At 61.1% G+C, this 16,772-nt stretch carries 21 protein-coding genes and 1 tRNA gene; 12 read left to right on the top strand and 10 right to left on the bottom strand.

Annotation, left to right across the window (positions count from 1 at the left end; translation table 11 throughout):
* The 4 genes from A5777_RS01120 to A5777_RS01135 all read left to right on the top strand — a co-directional run.
* Window positions 1-430, top strand: a 430-nt coding sequence (locus tag A5777_RS01120; RefSeq protein ID WP_156529247.1) for a tyrosine-type recombinase/integrase, incomplete at its 5' end; no start/stop codon positions are given.
* Window positions 430-759, top strand: a complete 330-nt coding sequence (locus A5777_RS01125) for a helix-turn-helix domain-containing protein (RefSeq protein ID WP_064861337.1) — start codon at window positions 430-432, stop codon at window positions 757-759. The genes A5777_RS01120 and A5777_RS01125, both read left to right, overlap by 1 nt.
* 448 nt (window positions 760-1,207) lie before the next feature.
* Complete coding sequence (locus A5777_RS01130) at window positions 1,208-2,284, top strand: hypothetical protein (protein ID WP_331710561.1); 1,077 nt, start codon at window positions 1,208-1,210, stop codon at window positions 2,282-2,284.
* Window positions 2,285-2,319: 35 nt separating this feature from the next.
* Window positions 2,320-4,437, top strand: coding sequence for a hypothetical protein (locus A5777_RS01135; RefSeq protein WP_064861339.1), 2,118 nt, complete (start codon window positions 2,320-2,322; stop codon window positions 4,435-4,437).
* Between the two features lie 241 nt (window positions 4,438-4,678).
* Here A5777_RS01135 and A5777_RS01140 read toward each other — a convergent pair whose 3' ends face one another.
* The 4 genes from A5777_RS01140 to A5777_RS25605 form a co-directional block, all read right to left on the bottom strand.
* Window positions 4,679-5,011, bottom strand: coding sequence for a type II toxin-antitoxin system PemK/MazF family toxin (locus A5777_RS01140; protein WP_064861340.1), 333 nt, complete (start codon window positions 5,009-5,011; stop codon window positions 4,679-4,681).
* A complete protein-coding gene (locus A5777_RS01145) occupies window positions 5,008-5,217 on the bottom strand; it encodes an antitoxin MazE-like protein (protein ID WP_064861341.1) in 210 nt (69 codons plus the stop codon). Before A5777_RS01145 ends, A5777_RS01140 begins: the two co-directional genes overlap by 4 nt.
* Window positions 5,218-5,578: 361 nt before the next feature.
* On the bottom strand, window positions 5,579-6,253 hold the full coding sequence (locus A5777_RS01150) for an SDR family NAD(P)-dependent oxidoreductase (protein WP_197502265.1): 675 nt from the start codon (window positions 6,251-6,253) through the stop codon (window positions 5,579-5,581).
* Complete coding sequence (locus A5777_RS25605; RefSeq protein WP_269446974.1) at window positions 6,183-6,353, bottom strand: SDR family NAD(P)-dependent oxidoreductase; 171 nt, start codon at window positions 6,351-6,353, stop codon at window positions 6,183-6,185. The genes A5777_RS01150 and A5777_RS25605 overlap by 71 nt, the downstream gene beginning before the upstream one ends.
* A gap of 60 nt (window positions 6,354-6,413) precedes the next feature.
* Here A5777_RS25605 and A5777_RS01155 point away from each other — a divergent pair, with 60 nt between their 5' ends.
* Both A5777_RS01155 and A5777_RS01160 read left to right on the top strand, forming a co-directional pair.
* Window positions 6,414-6,848, top strand: a complete 435-nt coding sequence (locus A5777_RS01155; protein WP_082933493.1) for a MarR family winged helix-turn-helix transcriptional regulator — start codon at window positions 6,414-6,416, stop codon at window positions 6,846-6,848.
* Window positions 6,849-6,921: 73 nt separating this feature from the next.
* Window positions 6,922-7,116, top strand: coding sequence for a hypothetical protein (locus A5777_RS01160; RefSeq protein ID WP_064861342.1), 195 nt, complete (start codon window positions 6,922-6,924; stop codon window positions 7,114-7,116).
* Window positions 7,117-7,154: 38 nt separating this feature from the next.
* On the opposite strand, the gene A5777_RS01165 is transcribed toward A5777_RS01160, so the two are convergent.
* Entirely contained in the window at window positions 7,155-7,610 is a 456-nt protein-coding gene (locus tag A5777_RS01165) for a MarR family winged helix-turn-helix transcriptional regulator (protein ID WP_064861343.1), read from the bottom strand.
* Window positions 7,611-7,672: 62 nt separating this feature from the next.
* Between A5777_RS01165 and A5777_RS01170 the strand changes: the two genes are divergently transcribed.
* Window positions 7,673-8,041 carry a VOC family protein gene (locus A5777_RS01170; RefSeq protein WP_064861344.1) on the top strand — a complete coding sequence of 123 codons (369 nt, stop codon included), beginning with the start codon at window positions 7,673-7,675 and terminating at the stop codon, window positions 8,039-8,041.
* Here the strand turns inward: A5777_RS01170 and A5777_RS01175 are convergent.
* A complete protein-coding gene (locus A5777_RS01175) occupies window positions 8,026-9,240 on the bottom strand; it encodes a DUF2235 domain-containing protein (RefSeq protein ID WP_064861345.1) in 1,215 nt (404 codons plus the stop codon). The two genes, A5777_RS01170 and A5777_RS01175, sit on opposite strands and share 16 nt — an antisense overlap.
* 208 nt (window positions 9,241-9,448) lie before the next feature.
* Here A5777_RS01175 and A5777_RS01180 point away from each other — a divergent pair, with 208 nt between their 5' ends.
* Both A5777_RS01180 and A5777_RS01185 read left to right on the top strand, forming a co-directional pair.
* Window positions 9,449-10,981 carry an MFS transporter gene (locus A5777_RS01180; RefSeq protein WP_197502264.1) on the top strand — a complete coding sequence of 511 codons (1,533 nt, stop codon included), beginning with the start codon at window positions 9,449-9,451 and terminating at the stop codon, window positions 10,979-10,981.
* A gap of 110 nt (window positions 10,982-11,091) precedes the next feature.
* Window positions 11,092-11,670, top strand: coding sequence for an alpha/beta hydrolase (locus A5777_RS01185; RefSeq protein WP_308204814.1), 579 nt, complete (start codon window positions 11,092-11,094; stop codon window positions 11,668-11,670).
* Between the two features lie 24 nt (window positions 11,671-11,694).
* On the opposite strand, the gene A5777_RS01190 is transcribed toward A5777_RS01185, so the two are convergent.
* Window positions 11,695-12,126: a PPOX class F420-dependent oxidoreductase gene (locus A5777_RS01190; protein ID WP_064861362.1), complete on the bottom strand. Its 432-nt coding sequence runs from the start codon at window positions 12,124-12,126 to the stop codon at window positions 11,695-11,697.
* A gap of 68 nt (window positions 12,127-12,194) precedes the next feature.
* On the opposite strand from A5777_RS01190, the gene A5777_RS01195 reads away from it, so the two are divergent.
* Window positions 12,195-12,815: a LysE family transporter gene (locus A5777_RS01195; RefSeq protein ID WP_064861346.1), complete on the top strand. Its 621-nt coding sequence runs from the start codon at window positions 12,195-12,197 to the stop codon at window positions 12,813-12,815.
* Window positions 12,816-12,887: 72 nt separating this feature from the next.
* Window positions 12,888-13,589 (top strand): M24 family metallopeptidase, encoded by a 702-nt coding sequence (locus A5777_RS01200; RefSeq protein WP_064861347.1) that lies wholly within the window; start codon window positions 12,888-12,890, stop codon window positions 13,587-13,589.
* Between the two features lie 331 nt (window positions 13,590-13,920).
* Here A5777_RS01200 and A5777_RS01205 read toward each other — a convergent pair.
* From A5777_RS01205 to A5777_RS01215, 3 genes are all read right to left on the bottom strand, one after another.
* Window positions 13,921-13,991: transfer RNA gene (locus A5777_RS01205), tRNA-Cys, on the bottom strand.
* 539 nt (window positions 13,992-14,530) lie between these two features.
* Window positions 14,531-15,424: a hypothetical protein gene (locus A5777_RS01210; RefSeq protein ID WP_064861348.1), complete on the bottom strand. Its 894-nt coding sequence runs from the start codon at window positions 15,422-15,424 to the stop codon at window positions 14,531-14,533.
* Window positions 15,425-15,434: 10 nt separating this feature from the next.
* Window positions 15,435-16,241 (bottom strand): GNAT family N-acetyltransferase, encoded by an 807-nt coding sequence (locus A5777_RS01215; protein ID WP_231894705.1) that lies wholly within the window; start codon window positions 16,239-16,241, stop codon window positions 15,435-15,437.
* A gap of 58 nt (window positions 16,242-16,299) precedes the next feature.
* Between A5777_RS01215 and A5777_RS01220 the strand changes: the two genes are divergently transcribed.
* Window positions 16,300-16,743, top strand: coding sequence for a Fur family transcriptional regulator (locus A5777_RS01220; protein WP_085941945.1), 444 nt, complete (start codon window positions 16,300-16,302; stop codon window positions 16,741-16,743).
* Window positions 16,744-16,772 lie beyond the last annotated feature (29 nt).

The following is a 16,772-nucleotide window of genomic DNA, read 5'->3' on the forward strand; positions in this document are numbered from 1 at the left end:
TTCTCCCCCGAAGCGTCGATCCGTCCTAACAGTTTTCGACTGGTCCCCTGACGTCGTCGCTGACTGGATTTCTGCCGCACACCTTGGTGGCGAGACTGGAAAGTTAGACCTCTTCACCAGCGAACGAGGCACGCTCGTGACGGTAAATTGTGTACGGCAGAGATTCTCGCGCTACTGCGAGGAGCTTGGACTGGCTCCGGGACTCGATCTTCACTCGATGCGCCGGTCGTACGCGACACATTTGATTGAGGCCGGCGTTGATCAGAAGTTCGTTCAGGACCAACTTGGGCACGAGTTTGCTTCCACCACGGGCATTTACGACTGTACTTCGACGGACTATCGTCAGACCACCCTTCGCGACGCGCTCGACTCGACTGTGCGGGATGCAATGAATATCGGCGAACACCCAGATGAGGAAGCGGGCAACTGATGGCAGCACGTACTGTGGAGTTCCGCTGGCGCCTGGCGGAGTTGATGGCCGCGGCCGGCATGCACAACAGCACCGATCTAGTGCCCCTCCTTCGCGAACGTGGAATCGACTTATCGGCGTCACAGGTCTACCGATTGGTGGCGGGCCAGCCTGAGCGCGTGTCTTTGCAAGTGATGGCCGCCATCTGCGATGTATTTGCCTGCACCCCAGGTGATCTCGTCACCGTAACCGCTGTTGATAAACGTCGCAAACGCGCCGCAACCGAGAACGTGGTAGATCTCAATCGCACCGCACGACCCAAGCGCGCCCGGGTAATCCGTGATGAGTGAGCCACTTACTGGGGGGCGGCGGCCGCGAGGACGCCCGAGACGTACCACCGGCGAGCGTTTTTGCGATCGGTGCGGGCGGGTCATGGGCAAGCACCGGGTTCATTGGCCCGGAGAACGACTCTGCAACAGTTGCTTTTACCTTGCGATGCGCACATTCGGAGAGTGCCCAATCTGCGGTCATAACGGCGTCCTCACCGCTCGGTCGCGAGCCAACGATCCGAGACCCTGTTGTCTGAAATGCGGCGGTATCAATCCAGCTGACTATCGTTGCACCATCTGCGGGCACGAGGGTGAGATGTATCGGCGAGGCCAATGCGCCAGATGTTCGTTGCGGGACAAGTTGGAGCAGCTAGCACCGCCTCCACGCCGCGCAGCTCTGAAGGAATTGCGAACCACCTTGATTGACGCGCTAACTCAGGCGCAACGGCCAGAGAGTGTAATGACGTGGATGCGCGACGCCCAGGTGCGGGCACTCCTGCACGGCTTGATGACTGGATCCATTCCATGTACACACGAAGCCCTCGACAGCATCCCCCCATCCAAGACTGTCGAACACATCCGGTCGATCCTTGAGCAGCACACGCTACTCGAACCGCGCGATCATTATCTTGCACTGTTCGAGCGGTGGCTTGAGAGCAAACAGTCTGCAGCCGACACCCCCGAGGTGTGGGCCACCGCCCACCGGTTCGCGACGTGGCATCACCTCCGACGAATCCGCGCCAACTCGTCACCTCGCCAATCCAGCGAAGGTTCGGTGCGTTCTGCCAAGCAGGAGATAACCGAGGTCATCAAGTTTCTCAACTGGCTTAACAGAGTCCATCACCGCACCGTGGAGAACGCCACACAGGAAGACGTGGATCAGTATCTGAAACCAGGGCCGACGACCCGCCAGCTGATCCGCACCTTCTTTGTCTGGTGCCGCGCACTTCGCATTAATACCAGCGTGACAGTTGAGCACCGGTACGCCAGATCAACCCCTAGCTTGACCGATGAGGATCGGATGCGGTGGATCCGAACTCTCATGGAGGGCGACGTCACCAGCCTTCACCAACGGGTCGCCGGCCTCCTGCTGGTGCTCTATGCCCAACCGTTGAGCAGGGTTGTAACACTGCAAATCGGCGACCTCGAGCTCACGCCTACCGAGATGCGAATCAGCCTTGGTAGCGAGCCAACACCTGTGCCGGAACCATTCGCAGTTCTGATCTATGAGTTGCTTGAACACAGGCCAAACCTGCAGACAGCCGGCGCGGACACGATGTACCTGTTCCCGGGCTATCGACCAGGCCGACACATTGGCTCGCAGACAGTGATGCACACGCTCCGCCGGCTCGGAATTAACTTGCGCGGCAGCCGCAATAGTGCGCTAGCCAACCTCGTACAACTTGCGCCACCGCCGATCGTGGCGGACATGCTCGGCTTCAGCTGCCAAGTTACCGAACGTCATGCCGCTCTCGCCGCCACCACATACGCGCGCTACGTCAGCTCTATATCGCAAGCAACCAGGCTAAGATCAGGCAATTCTTGACAATACCAACTACTAACATCTGGAGCTGATTTACAATGGGTAACGAGCGACTTAAGTTGGCCCTTTCGCAGATAAAGCCCGGCGACTGGGAAAGGTTCGAAGAGTTTGCGTCAGAGTTTCTTACTTCCGAATTTCCAGACTTTAGGAATATGGCGACACAATCAGGTGACAAGGGCCGCGATGGCGAGCTGTACAATATCAACAATAGCGGTGACGTAAAGCTACAGTTCTCAGTATCCGAGGATTGGAGCGCCAAGATTAACGCCACAGTTAGACGCCTTGAGAACACTGGACTTCCACGCGTACTGATCTACGTAACAAATCAAGATATCGGAGCTCAAGGCGACCAAATTAAATCCCGTTTAATAAAGAAGAATATCTCCCTAGACATACGCGACTGCACTTACTTTGTAGATCGAAGGAGCTCCTCCGAGAGCTGCATATCTGCATGTCAGCGCCTCGAACGCGCATTCGTCGACCCGTTGTTGGCCAGCGAAAGCCTCGGAGCATCAGTCGGTAGAGCATTGTCTACCATGGAAGAACGTATTGCATTCCTCCATCTCAGTATCGAAATGAGCGAGCGCGCCAGTGATCGAAATCTAACGAAGCTAGCTATTGACGCTTTGATACTTTCCATACTACATGGCAGCACCGCCGAGAATCCCATGCCGCGCGAAGTTATAATAGAACGACTCCTCCCCCTGCTTAAGTCAACGACACGCGATACAGCAATCGCGCAAGTTGATTCAGCACTTGACCGGCTTTCGGCTAAACGAGGCCGCATAAAGTACCGAAGCAAAGAAGCTTCATATCACATATCCCATAGCGAGCGCGAACACGCCGCCGCCCAAGCAGAGGCTTTCCTTTCTGGCCAGAAGAGCCTTGAGGCAGATATCCACGCAGCGCTATACTTGAACGACTCAGACGTTACTACGAACTCTGCGGACTACTCTTCTCAAGTCTCCTCAATACGACAGCTATTCGAATATCTACTACTCGACTTCGGCGAGCAGTTTTCCATCTTCCTCGCGACCGGCACGATCCCCGAGCAAGCCCTGACTGAGAGCCTCACTTCAATCGCGTCTAACCACAGCATTTCATCGCCGATTCCAGCCGGAGACCTTCTAGAGGTAATCGAGGAAGTGTGCGTGCACGGAAACGAAACCACCCAGCGGCATCTGCGTAAACTCCTGGATGCCTACACAACCATGGCGCTACTCCAATCAACTTCAGACGTCCAGAAAACGATGCGCAAGATATTTACCGGAGGAAGGATTTGGCTCGATACGTCCGTCGTTCTCCCACTGCTGGTCGAGACGATGTACGGAGTTGATTCCCCCTATACGCACCTTGTTGAAGCCAGCCGGGCTGCAGATGTGGCACTGTATGTAACGCCTGGAGTGATTGAAGAAGTGGATGCCCATCTTACCCTCTGTGTGAATGCGGCCCGTTCCACTTCGATTGCCCGAATCCCTTTTATCTTGGACCAGTACATACGTAACGGCGGAAGCCGTTCGGAATTCTACGCATGGCAGGAGGAGTTCCGCGGTCTCGGTGATCCGATCTTCGATATCCAGGAGTTCCTCTCCGAAGAGTTCAACATCAAAGTACGAGACCTTGCGGACCCGTTGTCCCGAGCCCCCAAAGATCTTTACGAATCTGCCGAGCGTTATTGGGACGAGGTGACAGAGATGCGACGTGGTGCCACAAGCGACCCATCAGAGATTGCAAAACTAGCGCGACATGACCTTGAGAACACAGTAGGGGTCCTTCAGCTGCGAGGAAATGCATCGACAAACCCCGTCGGGGATCAGGATTGGCTTCTGACTGAGGACCGGCACGCTAAGAAGTTCTCCCGAGTGATCGGTGAGGAGCTCGGCCGCCACGTAACCTCTCCAGTTATAAATCCCCAATTTCTAGCCCAGTTGGTCAGGTTTAAGCGTGAGCATTCTGCCCACTTTGGTGACAATTCTGACCGCGTTCCAATCTATTTCGGAATCGCTCGTTCTGAACCACTGACGCCCGAAGTCGCAGCGATGATCGATGATCTTAGGTCCAAGTCCCCTTCGCTGGGGCCGAGGCGAACGCGTCGATTCATTCGGGAGCAGATGAACCTACGCAAAGCTGCACCCGAGGTCTCCATCCCTGAGTGAGTGACTTCGGCAAGGTCGAGTCCTCGAACTCTGGGTACGGACGGGCTGTAGGTCCTAAGGGAACTTGATCAGTTCGATATTGACCGTTACCAGTAGGGCACTGCATCACGCGTTGCGCAGCAACAGAACTCTGTCGGCGATAGTGCGAACACCCGGGTTCGCGGGCCTCAAGTAGCTGGCACTTGTCTCAGATTCTTCATCACCCACAACCACCCCACGCCGTACGCCATTGCGCATGACGTCATCGCGCAAGTCCCAGAAACGCCATCAACGAGCGTTCGACTTCGATGAGCTGTTCGGATGTCAGACGGCCGACACGCGTCTGAACATTTGACCGTCGTACCGTAGTTAGCTTGTCAACCATCACGTCACTGTCGCTGTCGAGACCCGAGATCGCGTCGCGATCACCCGGGATACGAATCCGAAACAAGGGCGCATCGATGAGCTGGCTCGTCATCGGCGCAACTACCACCGACAGGGTTGAATCAAAAAGGTCATCCTGCATGATGACGGCCGGCCGCGGCTTGGACGCATACACACCACCCGCAACGGTCCAGATTTCGCCGCGAATCACGCCTCGTCGTCCCAAGGCGCGGCGACAGCCTCGACGAAATCCTGCTCATCCCCGTCGGCGTCGGCCTCTGCCACGAGGGCTGACTGCTTGTGGGCTTGCGCGGCAAACTCTGGCGTTCGGACGTCAGGAACCCAGACCTGCAACGGCCGCAAACCGCGCTCACGCATCCGGCGCCTGTACTCGCCGACCCGGTCCTTCACTGCCATGACTACACGTTACATGTAACGATCCGCACTGGCCACGCGCACAGCCCCCACGATGACTATGCAGGAATCGAATATCCAGAATTACCGGTAAACCACTGCACATTGCATCCCCCTGATTGCTTGTCATCCGACCCGCGCCGGGAAATATCGTCTCTCTGATGGCATCGGGGCCGTGTCGCGGGCTCGGTGGTCTTCGCGGCCTGGCCACCCCTCGGAGTCGCGTCACGTCTAACCTGCACGGGTCGCAGTCCGCGCTCACGCAATCCGGCGCCTGTACTCACCGACCCTGTCCCGCGCTCGGCGACGGTTTTGCCTCGCGTCTCCCCCTGTGTCCCTACGCAGTTACTTGGCACAAGGCCGCCTAGCGAGGACGAATCGAATAGTCTGCCACCGGAAACCTTGTCGACGCGGCGTCAAACATCTCCCGATCCATTTCACGACGTCTGAGCACGGCTGGCGAATCGGTGGCGCTGTAGCCGATTTCGTCAACGCGCCCTTCAACGAGTGCGTCGAACACGGCATCGACGAATTCCTCCACCGGCGCGCCGTGTACGTGTCCGTGTCCCGCCAACTGAGTTGCCACCGCCGGTGGGATGACCTCGACGACCCGAACCCCTGTGTGACGCAAGGCGAAACGAAGATTGATCGTATAACTGTGCATTGCAGCCTTACAGGCGCTGTAGACAGGAGCAAACGGCTGCGGGATGAGAGCACCGCCCGAGGTGACGTTCACAATCACCGACGGTCGGGAGTGCTTCGTCAGGAGAGGCGCGAGTAGCGCATTCAGGTGAATCGGCCCAGCGAGCAGTGTGTCGATTTCCACCTGCCGCTGATGCCAGGGAGCGCCGTCGACCGCAAGAGGCACCCGGCGCTGAACGCCCGCATTGTTGACGAGCGTATCGATCTCGGGCATCTCGGCAAGAACATGTGCGGCAAGCCGTTCCCGATCGATCGGCGCTGAAACGTCACTGACGACGGTCTCGAGTCCGGGGGTTCCCCTGCGCCGCGTGGCGCAGGGCGTCGGCCGATCGACCAGTCACCATGACGCGGTCGCCCCGCTCGGCGTACCGCTGCGCAAGCGCCAATCCGATACCGGCACTGCCGCCCGTGATCAGAACCGATCTCGATGTTGACATGTCAACATGGTGCATCGAGTCGGTTGACATGTCAACATCGTCCTTCGTAGAGTCCGGCGAATGACGACATCGCGATTGAACGACACCGAACTGCTGCACTGGCAACAGTGGAAACGGGCCGCCGATCGGGTGTGGTCGTCGACGGTCAACCAGATCACCGCGGAGACAGGGCTGTCGGGAGCCGATTTTTCTGTTCTGACCCGGGTAGCCGAGTCCGATGGTAACCGCATTCGACAAGCGCGCCTCGCGGAATTGTTGGGATGGGAGCGAAGCAGGCTCTCTCGGCAAATCTCACGAATGGTCGACAGAGGACTACTCACTCGCGATGTGGCGCAAGGGGTTCGGACGATCAGCACCACAGAGGCAGGGCAGTCTCAGGTGGTTCGCGCCCGTCACGCGCATTCAAGAGCTGTGCGAACACATCTGTTCGACCACATCGAGTCCAAAGACGCCGACGCATTCTGGAGGGTGATCGACGCCTTGACGCGCGAATGAGACTACGAATCGCGCCTCCAAGGCGCTACTACAATTGATCCCACATGCCACACCTTGACGCAGCACGCACCCGATGCTGATCATCAGCATCACCCTCGGCGTGGCCGCGTCCGCGTGCGCGCTCGCCGCCGCCTACGTTTACCTTCACGAAAACCCCAAGCGCGACAACATCGCTCGCGACCATCTTGCTCGACGCTGGCTCGTCGCCACCGCCGTTCTCGGGTTCTCAGTTGTCCTCGTGCGATTCGTTTGGCTGCTGGTGCAGTAGTTCCGCGAAACCGTTAACGAAGCAACACAATCGATGCGTCAGCGAAGCGACCGGCTCATCTGTTTGAGGGCACGTAACAGCGACGCTTGTTCGACGTCGCTGAGGCCAGAGAGCATCCGCTCCTCCACCGAACGTACAGCCGCAGAAGCCTTCTCGAGCTTGCGGCGCCCACGGGGCGTGAGCCGTGCAGGAAGCACTCTGCCCACGGGCGCGGCGTCGGGTCTGGTGACATAGCCATCCCGTTCCAGTCCTTGCAGTAAGACGCTCATCGCTTGACGTGTGATGAACGTGCCACGGGCCAGTTCGGAATTCGACAGACCAGCTCGCTGCGCAAGCAGCTCAAGACACGAGTACTGGGTGACGCTTAGACCGAGCGGTCGGAGAACGTCCTCCATCGCTGCGCGGAGTGCGCTTGCCACCACCTTGAGGGCATACCCCACAGAGGTTTCTAGTTCGACGGTCTCCCGTTCGACGCCGCTTCCGTCTTGACTCATGTCAACATATTGACATACAGTCTCCTATGTCAGTTTATTGACACTCGATTCCGGAGGAAAACATGCCCGTCAGCGGTCCCGACTTCATCTCCCTACAAACACGCAACCTCGAAGCATCCCAGGCGTTCTACGAGAAGTACCTTGGCTTGGTCCGCTCCCCGGCGGGGCCTCCGCACGCGGTCGTGTTCGACACCAAGCCGATCACCTTCGCCCTGCGAGATCTGATTCCCGGCACCGACCTCGACGCCGTCTCTCAACCCGGTATCGGCGCAGCAATCTGGCTTCACGCCACCGGTGTGCAGGAGATCCACGACGCCCTCGTCGCGGATGGATACACCATCGTGTCAGAACCCATCGATGGCCCATTTGGACGGACATTCGCATTCGCCGACCCCGACGGCTATCACATCACTCTTCACGATCGCGCCTGAACCGCGCCCGCCTGGTGCTGTCTGCTCACCGATGCGAAAGTCACTGCGGCAACGACGAATTTGTCACGCTCGGCGGACGACGCCCCCAGTGCGTCGAACCACGGCATCAAGTTCGGGTTCGCGGGGCGTCTGACGGCAGACCGTTCCACACTGACATCACATGCGGGCGCATAGCCGAGTCCCGGCACAGCGACCGTCGGTGCGAAGTTGCGCCACCCGCCGACGAAGAGCGGAACGTACGGTGCGACTTTGCGACGTATCGACTCCTGCACCGCACTGAACACATTGCTGATCCGGTAGGCGATCGACAGGGAATTGTGCTCGGTCACGCTCTCGTCGTCGCGACATAGAGTGGTGCCCAACCGTTTCCAGTCAATGGCCACACCAGAGCGTCGATCGTCGCGGGTCGTTGCCTCAGATGCCATCCACAGCAACGATTTATCGGAGTAGTAGCAATTCTCGTACCCTCCCCCGACGTCGCTGTGCACACCGTCGAACCAGACCTGGCTGATGTCGGCGTGCTGGCCTCCCCAGAGGCAGGGCGCGAAGACTCGTCGACGCTCGGCGATCGCCAACGCGTGCCTGGCGGTCTTCACCATCGGCGAGAGCGTCACGTCGTGGAACTTGTACTTCGCGCGGGCGATTCCCGGAACACCCAGAGCGCCAACAGTATCGAACACCCCGAGGAATTCGATGCGTACCTCGCCACGCACGTGGGTGTGCTTGTCGATGGCCGCAAGCGCGCGCTCGTGCACGGGATCGGCGGGAGGAGTCTCTGTGGAACTCTTCGCGCGCGGCCGGTTGCGGTAGAGGTCCATCGCTGTGGGCAACTGACCCTCCGCAACCCCCATCGGGGTGAGCAGTCCGACATGCGCGATCAAGCCGCACAGACTCCTGGCCGTGTATGCGCCGCGGCTGAATCCGAACACAAAGATGCGGTCGCCAGGTTCGTAGTTCAGCGCGAGGAATCGATAGCAGTCGACGATCGCGTCGTCGAGGCCCACACCGAATGCGCCGGCAACCATCCGTTCGATCCGACTACCAGTTGATCCGACGCCGCGCGCGTAATGCACGATCTGGGTCTCGCCATCGAAGCCGCTGGGCGCAATCGAGCGCGCGATCTTTTCGACGTTCGAGACGTATCGATCGTCGGAGTTCTTCCACGTCCCGTCACAGCACACCACGAGATTCTTGGTCATGCTGTCGACGCTAGGGCTCCGACTATGCGCCCACACGCGTAGCGCGGTACGTGTTTGCGTTCGGGTCAGCCGATCGCGTGTTGCGTAGTCGGGCCAGATCGACGCCGAGGGAAAAAAATCGGAACCCAGATTCATCGAGGACCGGATGTGTCCCCTATCCCCCATAGCGTCGTCGTTGTCAGATCAACCCGCCACACAGGAGCACCTGATGACGACAGCACCGCTTGAGCCCGCCGACGACAATGTCGTCGAACTCTCCCGTGTCACCACCCGACGATCGCCTGAATCATCGCCTCAAGCAACACCTTCCGGCACCACGCCAGGTATTGCGGGCAAGGCACGAACGATCGCGCTGATCTGCTTGCTCGCCGCGTCGTTCATGGAACTCATGGACGCAACCGTCGTCAACGTCGCGCTTCGCACGATGCAGGTCGATCTCGGCGCCTCCGCAGTGAGTCTGCAGTGGATCGTCGCCGGCTATCCACTCACCTACGCCGTGGGACTGATCCTCGGTGCACGGCTCGGCGACAACTTCGGCCGACGCAAGCTCTTCGTCGTCGGTCTCGCTGCGTTCGGACTCGCTTCTCTGGCATGTGGACTCGCGGCCGGGCCCACCGAGCTCGTCGTCTTTCGCCTCGTCCAAGGAGTGGCGGCAGCACTGATGGTGCCGCAGGTGCTGAGCAACATCCAGGTGCTGTATCCACCGGCCGAGCGCGGTAAGGCGATGGGCATGTTCACGTCGGTCACCGGTCTCGCGGCGGTCACCGGACCCATCCTGGGAGCCGTGATTGCCGACGGTGATTGGTTCGGGTTGTCATGGCGACCGGTATTCCTGATCAACGTGCCGCTCGCAGTGCTCGCTATCGCGGCAGCGATCGCCTTCATCCCCGAGTCACGCTCGGCGATCAAAGCACCCATCACAGCCGGTACGGCGCTGCTCCTGGGCGGCTCGCTGGCGGCGATCATGCTTCCGATCACACTCGGACCTGAAAATGATTGGCCGGCTTGGGGATTCGCCGTGATGGCTGCTGGTGTTGCCGGGCTCTGGGTGTTCGGACTCCGACAGGTGCGTTCGGCTCGACGCGGCGTCGAACCCATGGTCCCGCCGGCCTTGTTCGCCACTCGCTCATTTTCGGTCGGGCTCGCGGCATTCACGGCGCTGATGGTCCCCACCGGCGGATACTTCCTGGTCCAGTCGTTGCACGTCCAGCTAGCGCTCGGCTGGTCGGTACTTCACACGGGCCTCATGTGGATTCCGTTCTCGCTCGCAGTGCCGATCTCGGCTGGTCTCGCCGCGACGGTGCTCGTCGCACGATTCGGTAAGCGGGTCCTGCAGGTCGGAGGTGCGGTGTTCATCGTCGGCATGCTGCTGATGGCCTTCGCCGAACAATCGGCGCATCCCGCATTGTGGTTTGCCGCAGCTCTGACCGTCGCGGGGCTTGGCTTCGGCGGGATCGTCGGCTCGGCTGGGCTGCTGGTACTCAACGACGTTCCGGTGCGCCTCGCAGGTGCGGCGTCGGGCGTCTTCAACACCGCCCAGGCACTCGCGGTGTCGTTCGGCGCCGCGGTCGTCGGGACCGTGTATACGTCGGTCGGAGAATCGTCAGGGCTCGAGCGCGCCTACCACGCCTCACTGATCGTCATGATCGGGTTCATCGTGGTGGGCGCCCTGATCGCCCAGGCATTGCGCACCTCGGCCACGACGTCCGACGCAACTGACCTCGAACCCGTGGTCGCGTAACGTCTCACCTGATTTCGCTGTCGGACGACGGGGGCCTGCACCAGCAGGCCCCCGTCGCCGCCGTTAACACGTGGTTGCCAACCAATTCACGGCCGACGCACCCAGCACCGATGAGTTCCGATGCGGCGCTGAGTCACAATCTTCGAGAACCCGGCGTCGACACAGAGGGACACAAGATGGCCACTGAGATGCTGTTCCTGCACGGAGCGGGCGGATTTCACGACGATCAGCCGCTGGCCGCTGCGCTGGGAAGCGAACTCGATGCGCATGTTTCGATGCCGGAGTTGCCCGACGAGGACATGTCGGTCTCGGCATGGACGTCGGCGATCCGCCCGTATGTCGACGAGCTGACTGACTCCGACGTGCTTGTGGCCCATTCGTTCGGTGCGTCGATGTTGCTCGCACTGTTGAGCGCAATGGCGACGCCTCCGCCGCGCGCGTTTCTACTGGCGATGCCGAACTGGGGCGATCAGGGCTGGGCAGTCGCCGACTACGACTTCATCGGCCCGGAACCGACGACGGCCCTCTCGCTGCATCACTGCGAGGACGACGACGTCGTGCCCGTCAGCCACGTGGCGCTCAACCAGCGGCTCCTGCCATCAGCAGACGTTCGCCTCCACGAAGTAGGTGGACATCAATTCGACGGATGCGCCTCGCTCGTCGCTGCCGGCATTCGTGCGCACAGATGACGCCCACACCCGACCGGCCACCGCTCAGCGAAGTTTGGCGCCGTACACCCGCGTAACGGTCAGCTTGAGCAGCACGCGCCTATCGCTGACCATCACTTCGCGGTATTCGGCCCAATCCGGATGCTCGCCCGCGCCCAGGCGGTAGTAGTCGACCAATGCATCGATCTCGGGACCGTCAGGATCGCTCGACGGGCCGATCAGTTCGGCGGTTCCCTCTGCCGTGGCCCAGGTGAAGCCGTCGGCGCTGGTGTATTCAATGGCGGCGCGTGGATCCCGGCGGAGGTTGGCGGTCTTCGCACGTCCGTCGGTCATGGATACGTAAATCGTGTCGGACTCACGGTCGTACACCGAGGTGACCGGTGAGAGTTGAGGAAGTCCGTTCGCCTTGATGGTGGCGAGGATGGCGATCGACGTGTCGGCGATCAGGTCACGGGGGTCGTACTGCTCGTCAGTCATGGTTGTGGCAACCGTCACCGAGCCGGGGGCATTCCCGTGCATCGTCGACTCACCACTACCCTCTGCCCGTGACTTTCTCGACCTGGGCGGCGCTGCTGACTGCGTGCGTACTGATCAGCTTCACCCCGGGCGCCGGCGCGATCAACACGATGAGCAACGCCATGAATGTCGGATTCCGACGCGCAGTCTGGGGTGTGCTCGGTCAACAGGTCGCGCTGCTCATCCAACTCCTCATCGTCGCCGCAGGCCTCGGCGTGATCATCTCCCGATCGCACACCGCGTTCCAGGTCATCCGCTACACCGGCGCGGCGTACCTCATCTACCTCGGAATCCGACAGTTCTTCCGACGGCCCGACATGTCCGACGAGGCAAACGCGGCCGTGTACAACGAATCGGCCGCGTCGATGTTCGTACGAGGACTCTGGGTCAACCTACTGAACCCGAAGGCGATCGTGTTTCTGCTCGCGTTCATACCGGGATTCGTTCGCCCAAACGATCCCCAGCTGATCCAGTACTTGGTCATCGGAGTGACGATGGTGGTCGTCGACGTGATCGTGATGTGGTTCTTCTTTGCCCTGATAGCACGGGGATTCGCGCGCGTCACGCGGACCGAGCAGGGCCAACGTCGTCTCAACCGTGTTTTCGGCGTTCTCTTCGTCGCCGTCGGCGTCATGCTCGCGATTGTGTGACGATGTTCGAGGCAAGAGCACTCGAAGGCTTCACAATTGCAAGCAGTACCAGCGTCCACTGGAGGACTCACGATGTCATCGCCTGAGATCGACGATCGAGCACGCGTCGAGAGCCTCCTCGACGCGCAGACCAAGGCTGAACGACTCTTCGTCGAGGTGGAGCGGCGCGGCATGATCCGCGCGGGAATCGGCGAACGCGCACTCTCCGACGAGATCCGTGACCTCGCCGCCGAGATGTTCGGCGTCACGCGTCACTGGCACAAACGAATCGTCCGCGCCGGAGAGAACACGCTGGAGACCTTCCGCGCCAACCCACCGGACCGGATCATCGCCGACGACGACATACTGTTCCTCGACTTCGGGCCGATCTTCGAAGAATGGGAAGCCGACTTCGGCCGCACGTTCGTCCTGGGCGACGACGCACTCAAGCGACGTCTCGCCGACGACCTGCCCCGAGTCTGGGAAGCCGGCCGCGCCTACTTTCGTGCGCATCCCGAGATCACCGGGGCCGAATTGTTCGACCACGTAGTCGAACTCAGCGAGGAAGCCGGATGGCATTTCGGTGGCGAGATCGCCGGACACCTCGTCGGCGAGTTCCCGCACGAGAAGATCTCCGGCGACGAAATCGAGAGTTACGTCGCGCCAGGTTCATCAGGTCCCATGCGTCGCCTGGATCCGTCTGGGCGCGTGTGCCATTGGATTCTCGAGGTGCACCTCGTCGAGCCCGACCGTCAATTCGGTGGCTTCTACGAGGAACTCCTCGACCTTCCGTGAACAAAGTTGTGTGTGCGGGGAATGAGACTACTTCCCCACTGCCGGTGACCTTTTGCGCGCTGTATTCCCTGCCGGGTTTGCGGCGTGTCCACCGCCTCTCGACGGTAGTCACCATGTCCAGTGCCGTGACGTGGCACCATACGTTACGACGACCGCTTCTCCACCGCTGTCACGTCGAAGAAAGACTGGCCGGTCTCTCCGCTACCGTTACTGGCGCGTGAACGTCACTCGGGCCTTGCGGGCTCGAAGGCGCCCTGATTCGCCTTGCGGCGTCAGGGATTAGGACACTGTCGCGATGTCGTCGGGAAGAGGCTTTCGCTTGTGTGGTGGGAGCCACGCTGGACTTGAACCAGCAACCTGCCATTCTGCAAATGACCGCTCTGCCAATTGAGCTAGTGTCGCGTCGACTGAGGATGTGCTCTTCCGCGCGGTTCCGGGCCTTTTGAACCCAGAATGCCGCACACCCTCGACCTTTCGGATGTCGGTCCTACTCGATCTCTCCTGCCTCGGCGAAGCCGCCACGCCCCGCCTCCACAGTCATGGAACACGCCCTCGACTGAACCATCTCGGACTCAAATTCCCTCCCTCACCGCAACATTCGTCACCACTGACCACACCTGGCAGGTGTCGGGTCACCGATCGGCTCTCCCGGCTCTCACCATCAGATCGCTTCGACGTTGCCTCCACCCTGGGGTGAAGGTTCCGGCTCGGAGTGCATGGGGTACCGGAACTTCTCCCGGCGACGGATGTCACCCGCCTTTCACCGGATCACTCCGGCTTATGCGCCATGCCGCATTCGTATGTCGATGTAGTTGTCAAACGTACTGCACCACTTGGGTTGTCGTCGTCAAGCAGTGCGAGTAGCGACTCTAAGCGGTCGGTCCACGACGCACAACAGATTTTCTGCCGATTCCGCGAAAACCGACGCTGAGCGGTACTTCTCAGTTCCGATCGGCGTCGTCCGACAGATCGTCGAGACGCTGCTGTGCGCGCGATCGCGCGTCGGATGCCGACTCCAGAGCGGTCGCGGCTTCGTCCCGCTGTGACCGCGCTGTCTCCGCCGCTCGCTGGGCGAAGCGCTGCTCCTGTTCGGCACGATCCAGTTCCGCGCGCATCCGCGCGACTCGGCCCGCGAGATCGGTAGCGGCGCGCTCGGCATCGTCGACGCTGCGCTGAGCGCTATCGAGTTCGACGGTCGCCGAGTCGACGTCGGCGGTGTGTCGATCGAGAAGTGCTCTGGCGGCGTCTATCTCCGCCGCGCGGTCGGCCGTCGAACCCTCTTCAGCGGTGGACGAGGGTTCGGGCATCTCTGCGGTCGCCTCGTCGGCGGGTCCCGGCGAATCGGCGAGCGCCACCAGCCCGGCCGGGCCGAAGCCGCTGTACTCCATCGCGGTGACCAGCCGACCGCGACGCAGCAAGTCGGCCACCTGTTCGTCGCCGATCGCCGCACGCAGTGTCTGAACAGCCTCTCGTTCGACCGTCGTGCTCATACCCGCGCCGATCTCGGTGGCGAACGACCGTAGGTGCTCGAGCGCAGTCTGCACCACATCGCGTCGTCGTGTTGACAGCTTCCGCAGGAGTTCGGCCGACGAGCGACGCTGCGCCTCGCGGAGTTCGTCGGCAACGCTGAGCAGGGGGTCGAGATCCGTCGGCGAACGTCGAATCCACTGGTTGAGCAACCAGGCGACCTGCGTCGGCTTGCGCGCACGCGCGATGTCGAGGGCGAGCCCGGGAGCATCGGCCGCGCGTGCCGAACGTGTCAGTTCGCGCCTACGTGAGACGAATTCACTTGGTGCGCAACCATACAACTCGTCGAGAGCGTCGTCGAGGTCCACGCGCGAACCCTCAGATGCCGAACTCGATGATCGCTCGCTCGCCGAACTTTCGAAAGCCCATGCGCTGCAACAGCGGCGACGATGTGGCGGTCTCGGCGTGCACGAGCCCGAGCGAGGCTCCCCGACGTCGCGCGTCGTGTAGTCGAGCGACGATCAACGCGCGGTAGATGCCGCGACCCCGATGAGCGGGCAGGACGGCACCACCCCACATGCGAGCGACCTCACCCTCGATCGTGTAGCCACCGGCGCCGGCCGCGTCGAGACCGTCGCGCGATGAGACGCCAGCCACGAAAAGGCCGGGCGGCGTGTCGTTCCGCGTGGCAGCGTCGTCGAGGATGGGTGGCGGAAAACCCCAGGCGTCGAGGGAGATTCGGGCGAACTCGGCGATTCCGGCATCATCGTCGACGCGGCGCGCAACCACGTCGTCGGGCATCGGTATCCGGTCGACGATCTCGACCGCCGTCTTGAGCGCGACGATGTCGCGGACGGCGATCGTAGTGGCATCGCGTCGCTCGAGTTCGGCATCGTCGATACCCCCGAACAGTCCCGGCGCGCGTGTGAAGCGCACTCGTCGAGCGTCGAGTCGGCTCGCGTGGGCAGCAGCCTCATCGAGCACAACGATCGGATCGCGTTGTGCCCCGTGATAGTTCAGGAGGGTGGCGATTCCGTCGATCACATAGAACTCGTAACCGTCGATCTCGAGATGACGCGAGCCGACCGGATGCCAGGACGATGTCCACCGTATCGACTCAGCGCGTACGCGCTCCGGTGTCCACATCACCAGACCAGCGTGCCACAGCGGAGACGCGCCGATCACGCCGTCTCAGTTTGAGAGAAATCCTGAATCATTCCAGAATGCGTTGCATACTGTCGAGGTGTCCCCCACGCCGGAGTACGCAGACCAACTGCGTGCAGCCGAACTTCGAGTGACCCGTCCGCGGGTCGCGGTGCTGCAGGCCGTGAACACCCACGCGCACGCCGACACGGAGACCATTTTTCTCGCCACACGCACGATGTTGCCCGACGTCTCACGGCAGGCGGTGTACGACGTACTCGGTGCGCTGACCGACGCCGGACTCGTCCGACGCATCCAGCCGTCCGGTCTCGTCGCCCGCTACGAGGCGCGGGTCGGCGACAACCATCACCACACCGTGTGCCGTTCATGTGGCGCGATCGGCGATGTCGATTGCGCTGCGGGAACAACGCCGTGCCTCACGGCATCCGACGACAACGGCTTTGTGCTCGACGAGGCCGAGGTCATCTATTGGGGCATATGCCCCGACTGCAACCCAACGTCCATACCGGGGTCACATTCGTGATCACAGCCCGAATCACCACTTACCGGAAG

The organism is Gordonia sp. 852002-10350_SCH5691597 (assembly GCF_001665715.1).
Lineage (GTDB): Bacteria > Actinomycetota > Actinomycetes > Mycobacteriales > Mycobacteriaceae > Gordonia > Gordonia sputi.

Coding starts and splice junctions, on each gene's coding strand:
- A5777_RS01125 (WP_064861337.1), top strand. CDS start 430: ATGGCAGCACGTACTGTGGAGTTCCGCTGGCGCCTGGCGGAGTTGATG.
- A5777_RS01130 (WP_331710561.1), top strand. CDS start 1,208: ATGCGCGACGCCCAGGTGCGGGCACTCCTGCACGGCTTGATGACTGGA.
- A5777_RS01135 (WP_064861339.1), top strand. CDS start 2,320: ATGGGTAACGAGCGACTTAAGTTGGCCCTTTCGCAGATAAAGCCCGGC.
- A5777_RS01145 (WP_064861341.1), bottom strand. CDS start 5,217: ATGGCAGTGAAGGACCGGGTCGGCGAGTACAGGCGCCGGATGCGTGAG.
- A5777_RS25605 (WP_269446974.1), bottom strand. CDS start 6,353: ATGTCAACATCGAGATCGGTTCTGATCACGGGCGGCAGTGCCGGTATC.
- A5777_RS01155 (WP_082933493.1), top strand. CDS start 6,414: ATGACGACATCGCGATTGAACGACACCGAACTGCTGCACTGGCAACAG.
- A5777_RS01160 (WP_064861342.1), top strand. CDS start 6,922: ATGCTGATCATCAGCATCACCCTCGGCGTGGCCGCGTCCGCGTGCGCG.
- A5777_RS01165 (WP_064861343.1), bottom strand. CDS start 7,610: ATGAGTCAAGACGGAAGCGGCGTCGAACGGGAGACCGTCGAACTAGAA.
- A5777_RS01170 (WP_064861344.1), top strand. CDS start 7,673: ATGCCCGTCAGCGGTCCCGACTTCATCTCCCTACAAACACGCAACCTC.
- A5777_RS01175 (WP_064861345.1), bottom strand. CDS start 9,240: ATGACCAAGAATCTCGTGGTGTGCTGTGACGGGACGTGGAAGAACTCC.
- A5777_RS01180 (WP_197502264.1), top strand. CDS start 9,449: ATGACGACAGCACCGCTTGAGCCCGCCGACGACAATGTCGTCGAACTC.
- A5777_RS01185 (WP_308204814.1), top strand. CDS start 11,092: ATGAGTTCCGATGCGGCGCTGAGTCACAATCTTCGAGAACCCGGCGTC.
- A5777_RS01190 (WP_064861362.1), bottom strand. CDS start 12,126: ATGACTGACGAGCAGTACGACCCCCGTGACCTGATCGCCGACACGTCG.
- A5777_RS01200 (WP_064861347.1), top strand. CDS start 12,888: ATGTCATCGCCTGAGATCGACGATCGAGCACGCGTCGAGAGCCTCCTC.